Annotated in this window: 17 protein-coding genes; 6 read left to right on the top strand and 11 right to left on the bottom strand. The window is 63.9% G+C overall.

Annotated features, from left to right (window positions below; all coding sequences use genetic code 11):
• Positions 1–76 precede the first annotated feature (76 nt).
• The 7 genes from CLU85_RS15990 to CLU85_RS15965 form a co-directional block, all read right to left on the bottom strand.
• The gene (locus tag CLU85_RS15990; RefSeq protein ID WP_100411124.1) at positions 77–1,567 is read right to left on the bottom strand and encodes a response regulator; all 1,491 of its coding nucleotides are present in this window, start codon (positions 1,565–1,567) and stop codon (positions 77–79) included.
• Entirely contained in the window at positions 1,558–3,624 is a 2,067-nt protein-coding gene (locus CLU85_RS15985; RefSeq protein WP_232727842.1) for an ATP-binding protein, read from the bottom strand. The genes CLU85_RS15990 and CLU85_RS15985 overlap by 10 nt, the downstream gene beginning before the upstream one ends.
• A gap of 84 nt (positions 3,625–3,708) precedes the next feature.
• Positions 3,709–3,933, bottom strand: a complete 225-nt coding sequence (locus tag CLU85_RS23160) for a hypothetical protein (protein ID WP_198509208.1) — start codon at positions 3,931–3,933, stop codon at positions 3,709–3,711.
• Entirely contained in the window at positions 3,930–4,328 is a 399-nt protein-coding gene (locus CLU85_RS23155) for a histidine phosphatase family protein (RefSeq protein ID WP_198509207.1), read from the bottom strand. The genes CLU85_RS23160 and CLU85_RS23155 overlap by 4 nt, the downstream gene beginning before the upstream one ends.
• 78 nt (positions 4,329–4,406) lie before the next feature.
• Positions 4,407–5,579, bottom strand: a complete 1,173-nt coding sequence (locus CLU85_RS15975; RefSeq protein WP_100411122.1) for a two-component system response regulator — start codon at positions 5,577–5,579, stop codon at positions 4,407–4,409.
• Between the two features lie 153 nt (positions 5,580–5,732).
• Positions 5,733–6,683, bottom strand: a complete 951-nt coding sequence (locus tag CLU85_RS15970) for a nitronate monooxygenase family protein (protein WP_100411121.1) — start codon at positions 6,681–6,683, stop codon at positions 5,733–5,735.
• A gap of 68 nt (positions 6,684–6,751) precedes the next feature.
• Positions 6,752–7,543, bottom strand: a complete 792-nt coding sequence (locus CLU85_RS15965; protein ID WP_100411120.1) for a pseudouridine synthase — start codon at positions 7,541–7,543, stop codon at positions 6,752–6,754.
• Between the two features lie 140 nt (positions 7,544–7,683).
• Between CLU85_RS15965 and CLU85_RS15960 the strand changes: the two genes are divergently transcribed.
• Entirely contained in the window at positions 7,684–8,019 is a 336-nt protein-coding gene (locus CLU85_RS15960) for an ankyrin repeat domain-containing protein (protein WP_100411119.1), read from the top strand.
• Positions 8,020–8,139: 120 nt separating this feature from the next.
• Here the strand turns inward: CLU85_RS15960 and CLU85_RS15955 are convergent, their stop codons facing one another.
• Complete coding sequence (locus CLU85_RS15955; protein WP_100411118.1) at positions 8,140–8,604, bottom strand: TerB family tellurite resistance protein; 465 nt, start codon at positions 8,602–8,604, stop codon at positions 8,140–8,142.
• Positions 8,605–8,774: 170 nt separating this feature from the next.
• Here CLU85_RS15955 and CLU85_RS15950 point away from each other — a divergent pair, with 170 nt between their 5' ends.
• Entirely contained in the window at positions 8,775–9,698 is a 924-nt protein-coding gene (locus tag CLU85_RS15950; RefSeq protein ID WP_100411117.1) for a DHH family phosphoesterase, read from the top strand.
• Between the two features lie 34 nt (positions 9,699–9,732).
• Here CLU85_RS15950 and CLU85_RS15945 read toward each other — a convergent pair whose 3' ends face one another.
• Positions 9,733–11,001: an MFS transporter gene (locus tag CLU85_RS15945; protein WP_100411116.1), complete on the bottom strand. Its 1,269-nt coding sequence runs from the start codon at positions 10,999–11,001 to the stop codon at positions 9,733–9,735.
• 317 nt (positions 11,002–11,318) lie between these two features.
• A complete protein-coding gene (locus tag CLU85_RS15940; protein ID WP_100411115.1) occupies positions 11,319–11,759 on the bottom strand; it encodes a thermonuclease family protein in 441 nt (146 codons plus the stop codon).
• Positions 11,760–12,235: 476 nt separating this feature from the next.
• Here CLU85_RS15940 and CLU85_RS15935 point away from each other — a divergent pair, with 476 nt between their 5' ends.
• Positions 12,236–12,778 (top strand): DUF2242 domain-containing protein, encoded by a 543-nt coding sequence (locus tag CLU85_RS15935; protein ID WP_232727955.1) that lies wholly within the window; start codon positions 12,236–12,238, stop codon positions 12,776–12,778.
• Between the two features lie 106 nt (positions 12,779–12,884).
• Here CLU85_RS15935 and CLU85_RS23030 read toward each other — a convergent pair whose 3' ends face one another.
• Positions 12,885–13,070 (bottom strand): hypothetical protein, encoded by a 186-nt coding sequence (locus tag CLU85_RS23030; protein ID WP_157803981.1) that lies wholly within the window; start codon positions 13,068–13,070, stop codon positions 12,885–12,887.
• A 289-nt stretch (positions 13,071–13,359) separates the two neighbouring features.
• Here CLU85_RS23030 and CLU85_RS15925 point away from each other — a divergent pair, with 289 nt between their 5' ends.
• The 3 genes from CLU85_RS15925 (at position 13,360) to CLU85_RS15915 (ending at position 17,337) form a co-directional block, all read left to right on the top strand.
• Positions 13,360–14,922 carry an acyl-CoA synthetase gene (locus CLU85_RS15925; RefSeq protein ID WP_100411113.1) on the top strand — a complete coding sequence of 521 codons (1,563 nt, stop codon included), beginning with the start codon at positions 13,360–13,362 and terminating at the stop codon, positions 14,920–14,922.
• Between the two features lie 61 nt (positions 14,923–14,983).
• Positions 14,984–16,123 (top strand): MaoC family dehydratase N-terminal domain-containing protein, encoded by a 1,140-nt coding sequence (locus CLU85_RS15920; protein WP_100411112.1) that lies wholly within the window; start codon positions 14,984–14,986, stop codon positions 16,121–16,123.
• 5 nt (positions 16,124–16,128) lie between these two features.
• On the top strand, positions 16,129–17,337 hold the full coding sequence (locus CLU85_RS15915) for a CaiB/BaiF CoA-transferase family protein (RefSeq protein ID WP_100412588.1): 1,209 nt from the start codon (positions 16,129–16,131) through the stop codon (positions 17,335–17,337).
• Positions 17,338–17,354: the final 17 nt, after the last annotated feature.

Genomic DNA, 17,354 nt, shown 5'->3' with positions numbered 1-17,354 from the left:
AGGCCGTTGGGTATGACGGCTTTTTGCGATCTCGCCGGGGTTTTCAGCCTGCGCAGAGAGATCAGAGGGCTGATTCTCAGGGCGTGTCTGAAGCAGGCAGTGCGTCCAGGGGGCTGCTGGCTGAGGCCATGATGGTGTCGAGCAGGTGCAGCGCCTGCACAAAGTCGAAGTCGTCGATGGTCTGGGCCAGCGCCTGGGCCTGTTGTGGATAGTGCTTCAGCATCGCCATATGCAGATCTGCATAGGCGGCACTGGCATCGATATCGTCACTGGCCAAAAGGGGACGCAGCCGCAGCAGGGCGGCCTGCAGTCCACGTTGATCCAGTGCAGTTGTTGATGGGTGCGTATCGTTTGGCAGGAAGTCGAACGAACACGCCAGCCGCGCAAGTAGCTCACTAACTTCCATCAACGGGCTGGACGTGTCGGTGCCCGGTCGGGAACGCGACGCCTCCACCACAGCCTCGGCACGCTGGGCAGCCACCTGCAGGCCTGGCAGGCCAGCAGTGCCCGCCAACCCCTTGAGGGTGTGCAGAATGCGCTGGGCTTCCTCCAGATCGCCTGTCCGCAGGGCGTGCAGGGCCTGCTGCGCGTCCTGGGTGTGCTGCACGGTGATGCGGTGCAGAAGTCGCACCAGTGCGGCGAAGTTGTTGCCCAGCGAACGCAGCCCCTGTGTGAGGTCCATCCCATCGATCGCCTCCAGCTTAGAGCGCAGTTCGGCTTCGTTGTCCATTGTTGTGGCTGGCCGCGCAGAAGGGGTGGGCGGGTCTGCTGTCTGCACGGCATGTGGAAGCTGCTGCGCCAGTACCCGTCTGAGCTGTTCGGGGTCTACGGGCTTGGGCAGGTGGTCATTCATGCCCGCACCCAGGGCGGCAGCGCGGTCTTCGGCGAAGGCGTTGGCCGTCATGGCTACGATGGGGGTGTGTTCGTAGCCGGGCAAGGCGCGGATCTGGCGTGTGGCCTCCAGTCCGTCCATGTGGGGCATTTGAACGTCCATAAGGATCAGGTCGTAGCGTTGTCTGCGGGCCTGTTCTATGGCGATGAGACCGTCTCCTGCCATCTCCACCGCAAAGCCCAGTTGGCGCAGGAGTTCTCCTGCCACCTCTTGGTTGAGCGCGTTGTCTTCGGCCAGCAGCAATCGCATACCGGGGGCGAACCTCGCAGGCGCTGGGGAGGCATTCTGCACGGTATCGCGTGCCTGGGATTGGCCCCAGACACGTGCAAGGACTTCCTGCAGCGCTTTGGGAAGCACCGGTTTGGGCAAAAAGGCGGCGAAGGGGCCTGCGTCTAATTCGTCGGCGGGACAACTGAGACTGCCGCTGACCAGAATGCATGCAGGCCGGTGCTTCAACGGCAGCCCACAGATCTGTTGCCAGGTCTGGGTGCCATTCAGACCGGGCATTAACCAATCGGTCAGCAACAGCTCGTAGGGGTCACCGATTTCATCAGCTTGCGCCACGGCCTTCAGCGCCAGGGCGCCGGACGAGACAGCATCGGCACGGGCGCCCAGGTGGGTGAGCATGTCGGCCAGCAGTTCGCGTGCTTCCTCCATGTCATCGATCACCAGCACGCGGGTTTTGGGGGGCAGGGCTTGTTCAGGGGGGCGGGCACCGCATTGGCTCCGACGCCAAAAGGAGCCTCAAACCAGAAGGTGCTGCCCTTGCCCGGCTCACTGCGTATGCCTACCTGCCCGCCCATCAGGTCGGCCAGGCGGCGTGAAATGGCGAGCCCCAAGCCCGTTCCTCCATGGGTGCGGGTGGTGGATACATCAGCTTGCTGAAACGCAACAAAGAGCTTGTTCTGCTGTTCAGGGCTCAGCCCGATGCCGGTGTCACGCACCTCAAAACGCACGGTCACCTGGTTGTCTTCGCTGTGGGTCACAAAGGCGCGCAGCGAAACGCTGCCGTTTTCTGTGAATTTGACGGCATTGCCCATGAAGTTGGTGAGGATCTGCCCTAACCGCACGCCGTCCCCATGGAGCGTGGGCGGCACGTTGCCCAGTTCTGCCGTCACCTCCAGCCCCTTGGATTCGGCCTTGTCACCCGTGATGGTGAACACGTTGGTGATGACCTTCTCCAGCTCGAAGTCGGTAGGGTCCAGCGTCATCTTGCCCGCTTCGATCTTCGAGAAATCCAGGATGTCGTTGATCACGGACAGCAAGTGCATGGCAGCGCCAGACACCTTGTCCAACTGTTGGCGCTGGTGATGGTTGGTCGCGTCGCGCCGGATCAGGTGAGTGAGCCCGATGATGGCGTTCATGGGCGTGCGAATTTCGTGGCTCATATTGGCCAGGAACGCGCTTTTGGCTAGGTTGGCGTCATCGGCCATGGCTTTGGCGCTGCGCAACTGGGCGTTGGTATGTTGCAGCTCCAGGGTTTGCTGGGCCAGGGCCTGGCTGGTTTTCTCCAGATCAAGGGTGCGTTCGCCGACCAGTTGTTCCAGCTCGTCGCGGTAGCGCGTCAGCTCGCGCTCGGCCTGCTTGCGGGTGGTGATATCCATCCAGATGCCAGTCATGCAGTCGCGGTCTTGCAGATGCAGGGGGCGCATCGACACCCAGAAGTCCCTTGTGTTGCCGTGTTTGTCCAAGCGCTGGGTTTCAAAATCCAGCCCCCCCAGTGCAACGATATTGCGCACCTTGGCGTCCACCTGTTCGGGATTCAGTTGCGCTTGAAGGTTGTACAGGCTCAGTGCGGAGAACTCCTCGCGGGTGTAGCCCAGTGACTCAAAGGTGGCGTCATTGAAACTGATGAACTGCAGGGTCTGCGAGTCGACCACCACGATGCCAATGGGGGCCTGGCTGATTATGCTGGCGTGCAGTTCTTCCCGGTCATGCAGATCGGCCAATGCCATGCGCCGCTCGTCCTGGGTCTTCTGAAAAGCCAGCACTGCGTCGGCCATGTCGCCAATAAGGGTGCCCTTGCGCTCTGCCATTGCCTTGATCTGGGAAAAGGTACGGTAGTTACCGAGTCCGTTTTCTCCCCGCGAGAGTTTTTGCAGAATACTGTTGAGCCGGTCCAGTTGCCGGGATGTGGAGAGCGAAAGTCCGAACCACACCGCCAGAAAGGCAGTCACAGCCAGGGCGCTGTAAAGCGTCATCCGGGCACTGAAGTCCTGCAACTCGCTGCGCGTCTGCGCGGCGTTCTCGCCGGCGTGGAACATGAAGGCCTTGGCGATATCGCCCATGCGCAGTGCAAAGGTGCCGTAGTAAGTGGTGGCGCTGATCAGGTGTTCACCCGCCAGCGACTGGTCGATGGACATCTGGTCGGTGCTCATCAGTGCAAACTGGCGGAACTCCTTGAACGCGCTCAGGGCATCTGGATAAGCCGATCTGATATGCCGGAAGTCTTGGGATGAGGTCAGATCCGTCAGGCTTTTCTCAAGCGCTGCAGTTTCGTCCACGATCAGGGTGTGCAACTGGTACGCCTGGCCTTCATCAATTTGCTGGGCCTTGCTGGCTGCCAGTGCCTTTGCGAGGCGCAATTTGACCTCTAGCAGCTTGCGGGTGATGTTTTCGGCCTGCATGGCGACCCGGATATCTTCTTCCTGGCTTTGAAAGGCATGCCGTTGCACCGTATTGGTGTGGTGTTGCACGGCGTAGCCAAACCCTGCTCCCAGAATCAACGCCACTGCAACCGGGAAAAAAAAACTCAGAAAAAAACGTTGTCGCGTGAGCAATTGGAGCATGGTGGGAGGCGCAAGGCCGCAGGAGCGTCAGCGTTTTTCTGCAGGGGCGAGCAGGGTGTTCCAGTGGGTGGGGGGAATGCTCCCCAAGTACTTGAACTGAGACTGCCCCAAGGGTTTGAGAACGACCATGGTGCCCTCCGGCTTGACGAAGTAGCCCATCAGGTCTGCCATGTTGGGCGCGTGCGCCACGATGACTCGGTTGGTGCCCGCTGCCACCGGCGCGGACACCAGTGTCCGTGTGGCTGCAATCACCGGTTTTTTTCATCCGTGGTGAGGTTGGCTGTATAAGCCAGCAGTGGCTCGGAACGCAGCAGTTGGGGCTGGTTGGCAAAGGTGAGTTGTGCGCTCTCCCTGGCCCGGCACAGCGGGCTGTGAATTACCTCGCCCACCGGGATGCGCGCGCGCTGCAGGATCTGGCCCAGCGCGCTGGCTTGTTTGCGTCCGGCATCGCTGAGCACGCGCTGGGTGGTGCAGTCGTGCAAATCCACGCTGGGGGCTCGGTCGGCCCTGCTGCTGTCGGTAGCACCGTGGCGCAGGTACAGCACAAAACCACCGCCCTGCACTTGGGTGAGTAAAGCGGCATCGACCAGTTTCTCCTCAAAGACTGCAGGGGCCTGCGCCGCTGCAGCGTCTCCCCATAGCACCATGGTCAGACACGCAGGCAAAACCCAGGCCCCGCTGCGGCGGTGTGCTCGGTTTGCTGTGTGGGGGGTCAAGGCTTAGTCCTAATGCGCAACGCTGGGGTGGTCTGAGAAACGCTCGGCAATCGCTGCGAATTGTGGCACCAGAATCAAAAAGGCGTCGCAAATGTCTGGGTCAAAGTGCTGGCCGCGACCCTTGCGGATGATGTCCACGGCGTCATCCAGGGTAAAGGCCAGCTTGTAGTGCCGTCGCGAGATCAGCGCGTCAAAGACATCGGCAATGGCCATCAACCGGGCCGACATTGGGATAGCGTCACCCTGCAGGCCACTGGGGTAGCCGGAGCCATCCCATTTTTCGTGGTGACCCGCTGCAATTTGGCGGGCTGTTTCGAGGAACTGCAGCGCCGGCTTCATCAGATCGGGGGACGGCAACTGTTGCTTGCCGCGGCTCATGTCGAGCACGCTGCGAATGGCCTCCTCAATGGCGTCGGCGCCAATGCGAGCATGGGTCTTCATCACCTCGAATTCTTCGGGGGTGAGTCGCCCCGGCTTGAGCAGGATGGCGTCCGGAATACCCACCTTGCCAATGTCATGCAGCGGTGCTGCCTTGGCGATCTGATGGCGCTGGTGGGGGGCTCCCAGCAGCGCGTGGAATCGGGGGTGGTCCTTGAGATGCTCCATCAGTGCCTCGATATAGGCCTGGGTGCGGTGCAGGTGGTTGCCTGTTTCGTTATCGCGCTTCTCGGCCAATGTGGCCATGGCATGCAGGCTGAAGTCCTTGATGAGTTCGTTTTCGGCCATCCGGCGCTGCACTTCGGCGTCGAGGTAGCTGTTCTGGTCGGCCAGCCAGTCGCGTGCGGCCTTGAGTTCCAGGTGCGTCCGCACACGGGCCAGTAGCACCGCTGGTTTGATGGGCTTGGCCACGTAGTCCACCGCCCCCGCCTGTAAACCCCTTTCCTCATCGGCCACTGCGTCAAGTGCGGTCACGAAGATCACTGGAATGTCGCGCGTCTGTGGATGCGCGCGCAGCGACGCCAGCACCGCGTAGCCGTCCATCTCCGGCATCATCACATCGAGCAGGATGATGTCGGGGATCGGCTCGGTTTGGGCAACTTGCAGCGCCCGTTGGCCGGAGTTGGCCACCCGCACCTGGTACTGCGGGCGCAGCAACTGCCCGATCACCGTCAGGTTTTCGCGAGTGTCGTCCACCACCAGCACAGTGCTGAGCGGGGCTTGGCCATCGGTTTGAAGAAACATGGGTATGGGACTTTCGTCTCAGTGCGGAAGTAACCGCATGTTACCGGCCTTCTTTGGACTGATAAGCGCGTAGTGGCATTGGCCCAATGGCTCAATGGCGCTTTTGTTTGCGATCCGCTGCCTCGTCAGCTTTGCATCGCGCACTGGCTCTTTTCAGCCGAAGGATCGTGCCGCCTCCATGGCGCCCATGCGCCGGCTGATGGCAAAAAATTCCGACACCGTGTCGTCAATGATCTGTTGCGCTGTCTTGATTGAGTCGATCAGCCCCACCGTCTGCCCCGCGAGTGCGGGGGCGGCCTCCATATCGCCATCAAAGTACACGCGCTGGATGCCCGCAAAGCTGTCGGCTGGCATCAGCCCCGCTTCATGAATCTGCTGGGTGCGCTGCGATTTGAGCGCGCGGATACAGGGGCTGGCCTTGGTGTTGAGCATCCAGGTGCCGGTCACACCCGCATCAACGATGGCATTTTTGTAGTTGGCGTGCACCGGGCTCTCGGCGCAGCTCACAAAACGCGTACCCATCTGCACAGCCTCGGCGCCCAATGCAAAGGCTGCGGCCATGCCACGCCCGTCGCAGATGCCGCCAGCAGCCACCAGCGGCACATCCGTTCGGGCGCGTATCGCTTGCAGCAGCACCAGGGTGGAGACCTCTTCGGGGTTCTTGAAGCCGCCGCCTTCACCGCCTTCCACCACCAGGCCGTCGATGCCTGCATCCACACATTTCAGCGCGGCGTCCACCGTTGGCACTGCGTGGTACACGGTGATGCCCGCGTCTTTCAGTGGTGCAATGAACTTGGCTGGGCTGCCGGCCGAGGTGGTCACAAACTTCACACCCGATGCGCACACAAAACGCAGCATGGCGTCGTCTTTGAGAAAGCGGATGGGCAGGTTCACGCCAAACGGCAGGCCCAGCGCGCTCATCTTGGTGATCTCGGCTTGGCAGTTGGCGGTCTCGCCAGAGGACGTCTCGATGACGCCCAGCCCGCCCGCACGGGACACCGCTGACGCCAGTTGCGTGCGCGCGATCCAGCCCATGGGTGCCTGGATGATGGGGTAGCGCGCACCGGTGTGGGCGAGGACGCGGTTGGCGGCGGGTGCGGTCATGGACGGAGTCTCCTGGTTGTTGGAGCGCCCATTATTTCGACGGGCACGCCGTCGCCGTGTCGCCCGCGTTACGGGGCCAAGGTAGGCGTAGCTTCCCAGGGCAGCTGTGCAAACAGGCGCTGCCAGTCGGAGGCGGGGCTGGCCTCTGCATCTGTTGCGGTGCCCAACCCAAAGCCCCAGTCTGCGGGTCCAGGCCATTGCAGCCCACTGTCAAACGTCATCTCAACACCCGATACCGGGTGCGGCACGGTCAGTTGCCACGCATGCAACCACAGTCTTTGCTGCCCCAGCCGCTCGGCCCACCAGCGGTTGAGGGGGCCTTTGCCGTGTGTGGCGTCGCCAAGGATGGGGTGCGCCAGGTGCTTGAGGTGGCGGCGAATCTGGTGGCGCCGCCCGGTGGTGGGGGTGGCCTCCACCAGCGAGGCGCGCGTGGTCGCAAAACGCGGATCGCTGGGCTCGGGCAATGTGACCTGCGCCAGCCTTTGAAAACGGGTGTGGGCATCCTGCACCGCCGCGTCCGGGGGCGCGTCATCAGGCCTCAAAGCGTGGTCTACATCGATCTGTTCGGGCGCCCAGCCGCGCACGAGGGCCAGGTAGCGCTTGTGGGTGGCGTGGCGCTCAAACGCCTGCGACAGCGCGCGCGCTGCATCGCTGTGTAGCGCCATCACCAGAACGCCGCAGGTGCCCTTGTCCAGCCGGTGCACGGGGTACACATGCTGGCCCAACTGGTCGCGCAGGGTCTGCATCACAAACCGCGTTTCGCCTGCATCCAGCCCGGTGCGATGCACCAGCCAGCCTGCAGGCTTGTAGACGGCGACCAGGTGCTCATCGCGCCAGAGGATGTGCAAGGGATGGGGCATGGCAGGGTGGGGCGCAGGCGCACCGGCAGCGCCATGCCCCTTCGTTCTTCGGTGGGGTAGGGAAGGCGCGCATTGTGCAGCACACCGGCCTGCCTACACTGAGGCGGCCATTTGTTGCAATGCACTCAAGGAACAGGCCTATGTCGGGAGGCGACTGGAAGGAAATGTACGGCGCTGCGGTAGACGGCGACCTGGCACTGGTGCGCCACCATATTGATGCGGGCGTGAACCCCAACTACCAGCCCCCCGAGATTTTGTGCACGCCGCTGGTCGCCAGCCTCATCCACGGGCACGACGAGATTGCGCGCTACCTTCTGGAGCAGGGTGCGGACCCGCAGTTGCGGTCTGACTTTGACGACATGACCCCGCTGGAAGCTGCACGCCGCCACCGGCGCACGGAGCTTGTGACGCTGCTGCAGGCACGGGGCGCGAAGGACGAGCGCAAGCCGTTCTGGTGGCGCTGGCTGTCCGTGTAGAAGCGAGGCGCGGGCGCACCATCCATAGAGCCCGCGCGGCCCAGGCCATCGGCCGCCGTGCAATGGCCACCCCCGCCGCACGGGCGGCATCTTCCCTTTAGGGGCGGCGTCGAAGGCGACTCAGTGTTGGCTTGCTTCTTTAGCCCTGAGCTTGGCGGCGATGTATTCGCCATGTGTCACATGCAGCAGGCCCGCCACTTTGCTGATGGTGTGGTTCTCGTTGGCGTCGATGTGCGCGTCGGCATAGGCCACCTGCCACATGGCCTCTACCAGGCGGATTTTCTGGTCTTGCGTGAAGTGATCGTTCAGGCTGCCGGTGAAACGCTGGTAGTCGTAGGCCGTTTGGGAGGTGGTCACGGCCAGTTCCAGCAGGCGTTCCAGTTCGTCATCGGTCAGCGCAAACTTGCTGCGAAGGGCGGCGACCATGGTGGTGCGCTCGGCTTCGTCCATGGAGGATTCGGACCGAACCACCTCGACCAGCAGCACGGCCGTAGCCAATTGCAAGGCGTGCTCGCGTTGTGCAAGCGTTTGGCTGGGGGTGGGCTGGATAAAGCTGTCAAACAGGTCTTTGATTGTTTTGAGCATGGTGCGGCTTGTGGTGCAAACAGGAAGGGTGGAGGGCAGCGGTGCAGCGTTGGTTCCCTGGCGCGTACAGGACCCGGACGGGGCGCGAACCGGGCCAGCGTGGAGTTTGCTGGCAGCAGGTGCCATGTTTTGTTCGCCCACAGTCGGGCGGCACGCGACAATCGGGGGCCATGAAGAAAACCATTCTCCCCCTGCAACTGCTGGTTGCCCCCGATAAGAACGATCCCTCCCCGCTGGTGCTGTACCACGGGCGCAATTGCCCTGACGGTTTTGGCGCTGCGCTGGCCGCATGGCTTTACTACGGCGACGATGCTGAATACCTGGGGCTCGACCACGGTGATATCAAGTCGGTGGATGACCTGCCCCCCGTGGCGGGCCGCACGGTGTACATCCTAGATTTTTCGTTCTCTGCGGACATCCTGCGGGCCATCGACGAACACGCCGCCAAGCTGGTCATGCTGGACCACCACAAAAGCGCCGCCGAAAAACTCACCGGCTTTGCCTGCCGCTGCGGCGTGGTGCATTTCGACATGAACAAATCAGGCGCGCGCCTGGCGTGGGAGTTCTTCCACCCCCATGAGCCAGTGCCCCCGCTGCTCCAGTATGTGGAAGACCGCGACATCTGGAAATGGGAGTTTGCCGAGAGCGCAGGCTTCTTGTCGGCGCTGGACATGGAGGCACAGAGCTTTGCGCGCTGGCGCGAGATTGCATCCTTCACGCCCGAACAGCTCACGCTGTTCATGGCCCGTGGCGCCGCCATGGACGAGAAATACCGCAAGCTCGCCACCGACATCGCCGAAGGCGCACAGCCCCTGCTGTTCAACGGCATTGAAGGCCTGATGGTCAACGCGCCCGGCATGTTCCACAGCCTGGTGGGTGATCTGCTGTCGGCCAAGACCGGCACCTTCGCGTTGATGTGGAGCGCGGGCGCCAAGGGCGTCAAAGTGGGCCTGCGGGCGCAGCGCAATTTTGATTGCATTGCGCTGGCTGAAAGCATGGGCGGTGGCGGCCATGCACAGGCCTGTGGCTTCAAGATGGGTGTCGAACGCCTGCCCGAGTTGCTGACGGGCACCTTCAACGCAACGGCGTCTTAAACGCTGCGGAGCGCGCCGTCGTGTGCGGTCAACGTCAATGCGCGTTGGCCGCCTCTTCAAACCGGTCCACTTCGCGCAACGGCTTGAAGGCCAGCGCCCAGCCGCCCACCACACCCAGTGTGCACAGGCCGCCCACAATGGCCGCTGGCACCACGCCCAGCCACGCGGCGCTGGTGCCCGCGCGGAATTCGCCCAGCTCGTTGGATGAGCCGATGAACAGCATGTTGACCGCGTTCACGCGCCCGCGCATGGTGTCGGGCGTGGAGAACTGCACCAGTGCGCCACGGATGTACACGCTCACCATGTCGGCCGCGCCCGCCACCATCAGCGCCGCAAACGACAGCCAGAACAGTGTGGACAGCGCAAACACCAGATTGGCCATGCCAAACACCGCCACAGCGATGAACATGGTGCGCCCCACGTTGCGGTTGAAGGGCCGCATGCTCAGGTACAGCCCCGCACTGACCTCGCCCACGGCCATGGCGCTGCGCAGCGCCCCCAGGCCCGCCGGGCCCACATGCAGCACCTCTTGGGCATAAATGGGCAGCAGGGCCACCACGCCGCCCAGCAACACGGCAAACAGGTCGAGCGAAATGGTGCCCAGGATGATGGGCCGCGAGCGGATGAACGCAATGCCCGCGCCAAAGCGCTGCCACATGGTGCCTTGCGCGGGGCCTGGGGCCGTGGCATGCGCCACCACCACGCGCAACAGCAGTGCCACACCCAGCACAAAGCAGGCGCAGCATAGGGCATATGTCAGCTCGCCACCCCCCAGCGCGTAGAGCAAACCGCCCAGCAGGGGGCCCCCGATACTGGCTACCCGCATCAGCATGCTGTTGGCAGCAATCGCCTGCGCCAGCTGGCCACGCGGCACGATCTGGGGCAGCAGGCTCTGCATCGCCGGGCCCGAGAACGCGCGCGAACAGCCGTACAGCACCAGCACGGCATAAATGCCAGCCACACCACTGGCCCCGTGGCCCGCCAGCCCCCACAGCAGTGCGCTGCACAGGGCGCCCACCGACCAGCTCAATGCCAGGATCCGTTTGCGATCAAAGCGGTCGATCAGATCACCCGCTGGCAGCAGCAGGCACAGCATGGGCAGAAACTGCGCCAGGCCCACATAGGCCAGTGCCAACGGTTCGCGTGTGAGGTCATACACCTGCCAAGCCACCACCACGGCCTGCACCTGGGTGGCAACGACAGCCACCACGCGGGCAATCAGAAACGACATGAAGCCGGAGTGGCGGTAGACGCTGGCTGTTTCGGCATCGGGTGCCGCAAGAGGGGATTGGGGTACGGTCATGAAAACGGGGCGGGTTGGCCCGGAGCAGCACGCATTGCAGGGCGGGACGGGCAGACCCTGGATGCTAGCGGCTGCGCAACCCCACTGCCGGGGGCTTGCGCAAAGACCCGCAGGACTTGACCGTGAGGTTTTGTGTTCACCCGTTGATGGGGCGTGTCCTGGCGCCGTCAATCCATCTCAATGCCATGCCGCGAAATATGCGCTATCGGATTTTGGCCGGGCAACAAGGCAACAGCCGTGCCGGGTTTCGCCTTCCGCCTGGCACCTGCGGTGGCCGTGATGGCGGCGCGCGCCCTGGGTGGCTGCGGCTGCCACCTTCAGTGGTGTTTGTTGCGCCGGTGCCGGTAGTCCCACGGTGCCAGTGGCCGTCGCTGTGACCACAGGCCCGTGCCACTGCTGCGTGCCTGCTGCTGCAGCGGCGCCAGGTGCGGGTGTGCGCTGGCATAGGGCGTGTACACCCAGGCCAGCCCGGCCCGCACCTGGGCCGTGGCAACGTCGATGCCGCCGCAGCGCACATTGGCCACGGTGCGGCCATAGCTGTCCTCGTCCAGGGGGCGCAGCGTAGCGCGCTGCTGGAAACAAAGGCGGGCCAGGTTTTGCCGTGATTTTTGGCCAAATGCCTGGCGCGACTCGGGCGCGTCGATGGCGGCCACGCGCACCTTGATCTGCTGGTAGGCGCCGGGTGTGCCGCAGCGCGCGGTGAGGGTGTCGCCGTCGCTGATGGCGACGACCAGGCAGAGCAGGGAAGCAAGGGGCACGGTGAGGGGGCGGATGGGCTGGCGCCGCCTGGGCGGGTCTGCAAAGTTGATGTGGTTTCGGCTGCTAGCGCTTTATTTACTTGCGCAGGAAGCTATCAATAGTGTAGCTTTAACCGCCTCAGGCGGCGCCCCCGGGGCTGTTCTTGGTTGCTGCCATTTTGGGCACACTGGTGCAGCCCAGCCGTGGCGCGGGTTGTGCGGCTTGTCCCACGATTTATCCACAGGTTGGTGCACATGCTGTGGGCATAACTGGTCGGTTCGGGGTGTCCGATCCGCCCCCGCGCTGGCCGTGAAACCTGGGCATTTTGAGAATGCGGGGAACCGAGTGCCCGATGGACTCTCTGACCCACTACAGACTATAGAGAATAGGGACCTGTTTGAATCCTGCCGCCATCAATAAGGAGTGCCTGGTTTTGCCTGTTTCCTGGATTTGCCTGCCCCGGCCTTCACCCACCGGCTGTGCTGCGCGCCGCGCTGTGCGGGCCTTCGCTGTTGCCGCAGTGGCTGCTGGCGCGGCCCTCGTGCTGGCGGGTTGTGCGAGCACGGGCACCAAAACGTTTGGTGTGCAGGAGAGCTTCGGGTCGGTGGCCACCTATTCGCGCCTTTTTGACGCTACGCCCGCCCAGGCCTGCGAGGCATCGCGCCGCGCGCTGCTGAGCCAGGGCTACGTCATCTCCTCCAGCGCCATCGATCTGGTGGAAGGCAAAAAGAGTTTTCAACCCGAGCCTGAATCGCACCTGCAGATGGTGGTGCGCGTGGTGTGTGTGCCTGAGGCCAATGATGGCAAGGTGAGCCTGGGTTTTGTGACGGCTACGCAGGACACCTACGCGCTGCGCAAGACCAACAACTCTGCCAGCCTGGGGGTGGGGGCCATCGGCTCGGTGTCGTTGCCGTTTTCGTCCACCAGCGAGTCGCTGGTCAAGGTGGGCAGCGAAACCATCGCCAAAGACACGTTCTACGAGAGTTTTTTTGATCTTGTCAAACGCTACCTTGTCATCGACCAGGCATTGACCGACTGATCTGTGGGTGGGTGTGGCGCTGCCCTGCGGCCCGCACTGTGTCCAGGCCTCGGGGTCGCGTCGCGCCGCCCCGCAAAATGCCACCCCAGGTGGTCTCCAGCTGCAATCACAGCACGGGCTGCCTGTTCTGACGCGGCAACAGCGCTGTGCCCACGCCCCGCGTGACCGGGACGATCTGCACTGCCTGCACAACCTGCACAACCTGCACAACCTGCACAACCTGCACGATCTGCTCATCGAGCAGGCCCGCGCCGTCAAACGGCCCTCCGGCTTTCAGTCTCCCTTTCGTCATCCATTGCGCCCCGTTGCGGCTTGCACCATGGCCCGGTGCACCGGCCGCACGTCGCTGCGGGCAACGCGCTATCGCCCCCCGAGTGCCGTGCAGCGTGCCTGAGCAAGGACCTGCCACGCAGGTGCTGCGCGGGGCGTTGGAACACTGCCCCGCGCGGGCACGCGAATAGCGCCACAGGCTGATGGGATGTGTTTTCCAAAAATTGTATTGAGACAATTAGTAGTCGTATTTGACAATTAAAGTTGGAAAATTGAGACTGCATGCACCGCCACACAGAGCCTATGCAGCCATGAAACGACTGACCGAATACACCCGTTATGCCGATGCCCAGACCCACTTTTCGCCGGAGCGCCTGTGGGAGCTTTTTGATGGAGATCGCACTTCGTTCAACATCGCCCACGAGTGTGTGGACCGCCATGCCGGAATGGGCCGCGAGGCGGTGATCGTCTGCGGCGCCGATGGCGTGGACGAGACCATCACCTTCGACGAACTCTCGCGGGACTCCGCCCGGTTTGCGCATTTCCTCGAAGCCCGGGGCGTGCAGCGCGGCGACCGTGTGGCGATCATGCTGGAGCCATCGCGGGCCTTCTACACGGCCATGTTTGGCGTGATCAAGCGGGGTGCCATCGCTGTGCCACTGTTCACCCTGTTCGGGCCCGACGGTGTGCGTCTGCGGGTGGGCGACTGCCAACCCAGCCTGCTGGTCACCAATGAAGAAAAGCGCGAGGTGGTGGCCGGACTGGGCACGACACCGTTCGACGTGTTTGATGCCAACCTGTGGCACAAGCTCGAAGCGCTACCGGCCCGTTACACCCCCCGCTCACAGCCTGACGACCTGGCTGTTTTTCAGTACACATCGGGTACCACGCGTGAGCTGCCAGAGGCGGTCAAACACACCCACAAGGCCCTGGTCACGCTGATGGTGGCCGCTCTGTACGGCACGGGGCTGCGCCCTGGCGACCGATTCATGTGCCCGTCTTCTCCCGCCTGGGGCCACGGCCTGTGGCACGGCACGCTGGCGCCGTTGGCGCTGGGCCTCACCATCGGCAGCTACAGCGGCCGCTTCAACGCCGAGCGGCTGCTTCAGGCGTTGTCGGCCCACCGGTTCACCAACATGTCGGCCGCCGCCACGCACTACCGCATGATGAAAAACTGCGGCAAGGCGGGCGATCACCGGTATCACTTCACCAAGCTGTCGTTCACCGGCGAGCCTATCGACGACGACACGGCAGACTTTGTGCAGCAACAGTTCGGCCTGCCGGTGTGCAGCATGTATGGCACGACCGAGATCGGCGTGGTGCTCGTGAGCTACCCCGGGGCCGACGACTTCCCGGTCAAGCGCGGCTCGCTGGGCAAGGCCGTGCCGGGCACCGTGGTCGAGGTTCACGATGCCGACGGCAAGGTCTGCCCGCCCGGCACCACGGGTCAACTCATGGTGCTGCGCCGTGGCCAGTGGATACCCACCAAGGACCTGGGTCGCACCGATGAAGACGGCTACTTCTTCCATGGTGGCCGCGCCGACGACGTGATCATTTCCGCCGGCTGGACCATGAGCGCCGTGGAGATCGAGAACGTGATCCTGATGCACGACGACGTGCTGGAAGCCGCCGTCATCGGCGTGCCCGACGCCATCCGGGGCCAGGTCGTGAAGGCCTTCGTGGTCTCGGGCCGCGCGTCCAGCGAGCGCTTCACCGAAGAAGTGCAGCGCCTGGTCAAGACCAAGCTCAGCCAGCACGAGTACCCGCGCCACATTGCCTTCGTGGCCGAACTGCCCAAAACCCCGGCCGGCAAGGTGCACCGCAAGGTGCTGCGCGAGCGCGAAGCCCAGCAGGCCCTGGCCGTCACGCACTGAAGCCTATTTTTTTCCCTCCCCGTCCATCCCCCTTTCAACCACCGCAAAAAAGGAGACAAGCATGTCCAACGAAGCACAACGCACCTTCCCCAAGATCACCGACAGTGGCCTGGACGACCTTCGCCAGCGCATTGGCGTGAAGATCGGCCAGACTGCCGAGCCCTGGTGCTACGAAGCCACGCGCGACAACATCCGCCACTATGCCCATGGCATCGGCGACGACAACCCACTGTGGTGCGACCCCGACTACGCGGCCAAGAGCCACCACGGCGGCATCATTGCGCTGCCCAGCTTCCTGTTCTCCACCAGCCGCATCGTCTCGGGCTATGTGGGCGGCCTGCCCGGCGTACACGCCATGTGGTCTGGCGCCAACTGGACCTGGCACAAGGACGTGCGCCGCAACGATGAAATCTCCACCGAGTGCTACCTCAAGGACCTGGTGGAACACCAGACCCGCTTTGCCGGCCGCGCCATCCAGCAGACCTACCACGTGGACTTCTTCAACCAGTCGGGCGACAAGGTGGCCGAAGCCGACAGCTGGTGCTTTCGCACCGAGCGCGACCACGCCCGTGAAAGCGGCACCAAGTACCGTGAAGTGCGCGAGCGCGGCGTGCGCCGCTACACCGACGAAGAGCTGGCCGAAGCCTACAAGCTCTACCGCGACGAGGAAGTGCGCGGCGCCATCCCCCGCTACTGGGAAGACGTGACCGTGGGCGACGAGCTGCCCACCATGTTCAAGGGCCCGATGACGGTGACTGGCTTCGTCGCCTACGCACAGGGCTGGGGTGGCCTGTACATCCGTGCCAACAAGCTGGCCTGGAAGCTCATCGACGCCCACCCGGGCGTGGGCATCAAGAACCGCTTCGGCATCCCGGACGTGCCAGAGCGCGTGCACTGGGAAGAAGACTTCGCGCTCGAAGTGGGTGCCCCCGGTGCCTACGACTACGGCCCGGAGCGCACCTCGTGGATGACGCACCACCTGACCAACTGGATGGGCGACACCGGTTTCCTGCACAAGGCCACCTGCAAGGTGCGCCGCCACAACCCCGAGGGCGACATGGTGTTCATCAAGGGCCGGGTCATCCGCAAGTTTGTGGAGAACGGCAAACACATGGTGGAGATCGAGCAGGAAGCGCAGAACCAGGACGGCGAACAGTCCGCGCTGGGTGGCGGCGTGGTGGTGCTGCCCAGCCGCGCGTGAGCACCATGGCAAACCCCGGCGCCACGGCGCTGGGGGGCCTGCGCGTCGTGGACCTGACACGGGTGCTCGCAGGCCCCCTATGCACCCAGATGCTCTCTGACAACGGTGCCCACGTCGTCAAGATCGAGCCACCGGGTGGCGACGAGACGCGCCACCTCGGCCCGCCCTTTGACGGCATGGGCAACAGCGCCTACTTCGCTGCGCTCAACCGCGGCAAGAAGGCACTGAGCCTGGACCTGAGCCAGCCCGATGCACAGGAGGTGCTGCACCGCCTGCTGCAGGACGCCGATGTGCTGGTCGAGAACTTTCTGCCCGGCACCATGGAGAAATGGGGCCTGGGCTACGAGCAGGCCCTGGCCGAGCGCTACCCGAAGCTCATCTACTGCGCCATCTCCGGCTTCGGCCGCGACGGCCCGCTGGGCGGCCTGCCGGGCTACGACGCGGTTCTGCAGGCGCAGTGCGGGCTGATGAGCATCAACGGCGAATCGGCCAGCGGCGCGACGCGCATGGGCATCCCCATCGTGGACCATCTGACCGGCTACGTGGCGCTCGCCGGCATCCTCATGGCGCTGTGCAGCCGCCATGGCAGCGGCAAGGGGCAGCGCGTGGAGGCCACCCTGTACGACACCGCGCTCAGCCTGCTGCTGCCACATGCATCGAACTGGTTCGCCTCGCACCAGACGCCGGGCCTGCTGGGCAGCGCGCACCCCAACATCGCGCCCTACGACAAGTTCCAGGCGCGCGATGGCCATGTGTTCATCGGCATCCTCAACGACGGCCAGTTCCGCCGCTTCAGCCAGCACATCGCTTGCCCCGGCTTGCCTGACGACCCGCGCTTTCACAGCAACGCGGACCGCCTGGCGCACCGGCCACAGCTCAAGGCCCTCATCGAGGCGGCCATCGCCACCTCCGACTGCCAGCCGCTGTGCGAGGCGCTGATGCGCGTGGGTGTACCCGCCGGCGTGGTGAACGACGTGCCGCAGGCACTGGCACAGGCACATTGCGCGCACCGTGACATGGTCATCCAGCAGGGGGCGTTCACCGCGCTCCGGGCCCCGATGCGCCTGTACGGCACCCCGGCATCGCCGGGCCATCCGCCACCCGCCTTCAGCCAGCACGCCGACGAGGTGCTGGCCGATCTCGGATTCGACGAAACCCAGAGGAGAGATTTCTACGACCGGGGCATTGCCCGCACACCCACCCATCCTCTGTGACCTGCAGAATAGAACCA

Origin of the sequence: Acidovorax sp. 69 (genome assembly GCF_002797445.1) — a bacterium.
Taxonomy (GTDB): domain Bacteria; phylum Pseudomonadota; class Gammaproteobacteria; order Burkholderiales; family Burkholderiaceae_C; genus Acidovorax.
The sequence above is the reverse complement of the archived record's forward strand: the minus strand, read 5'-3'. Positions and strand labels throughout refer to the sequence as shown.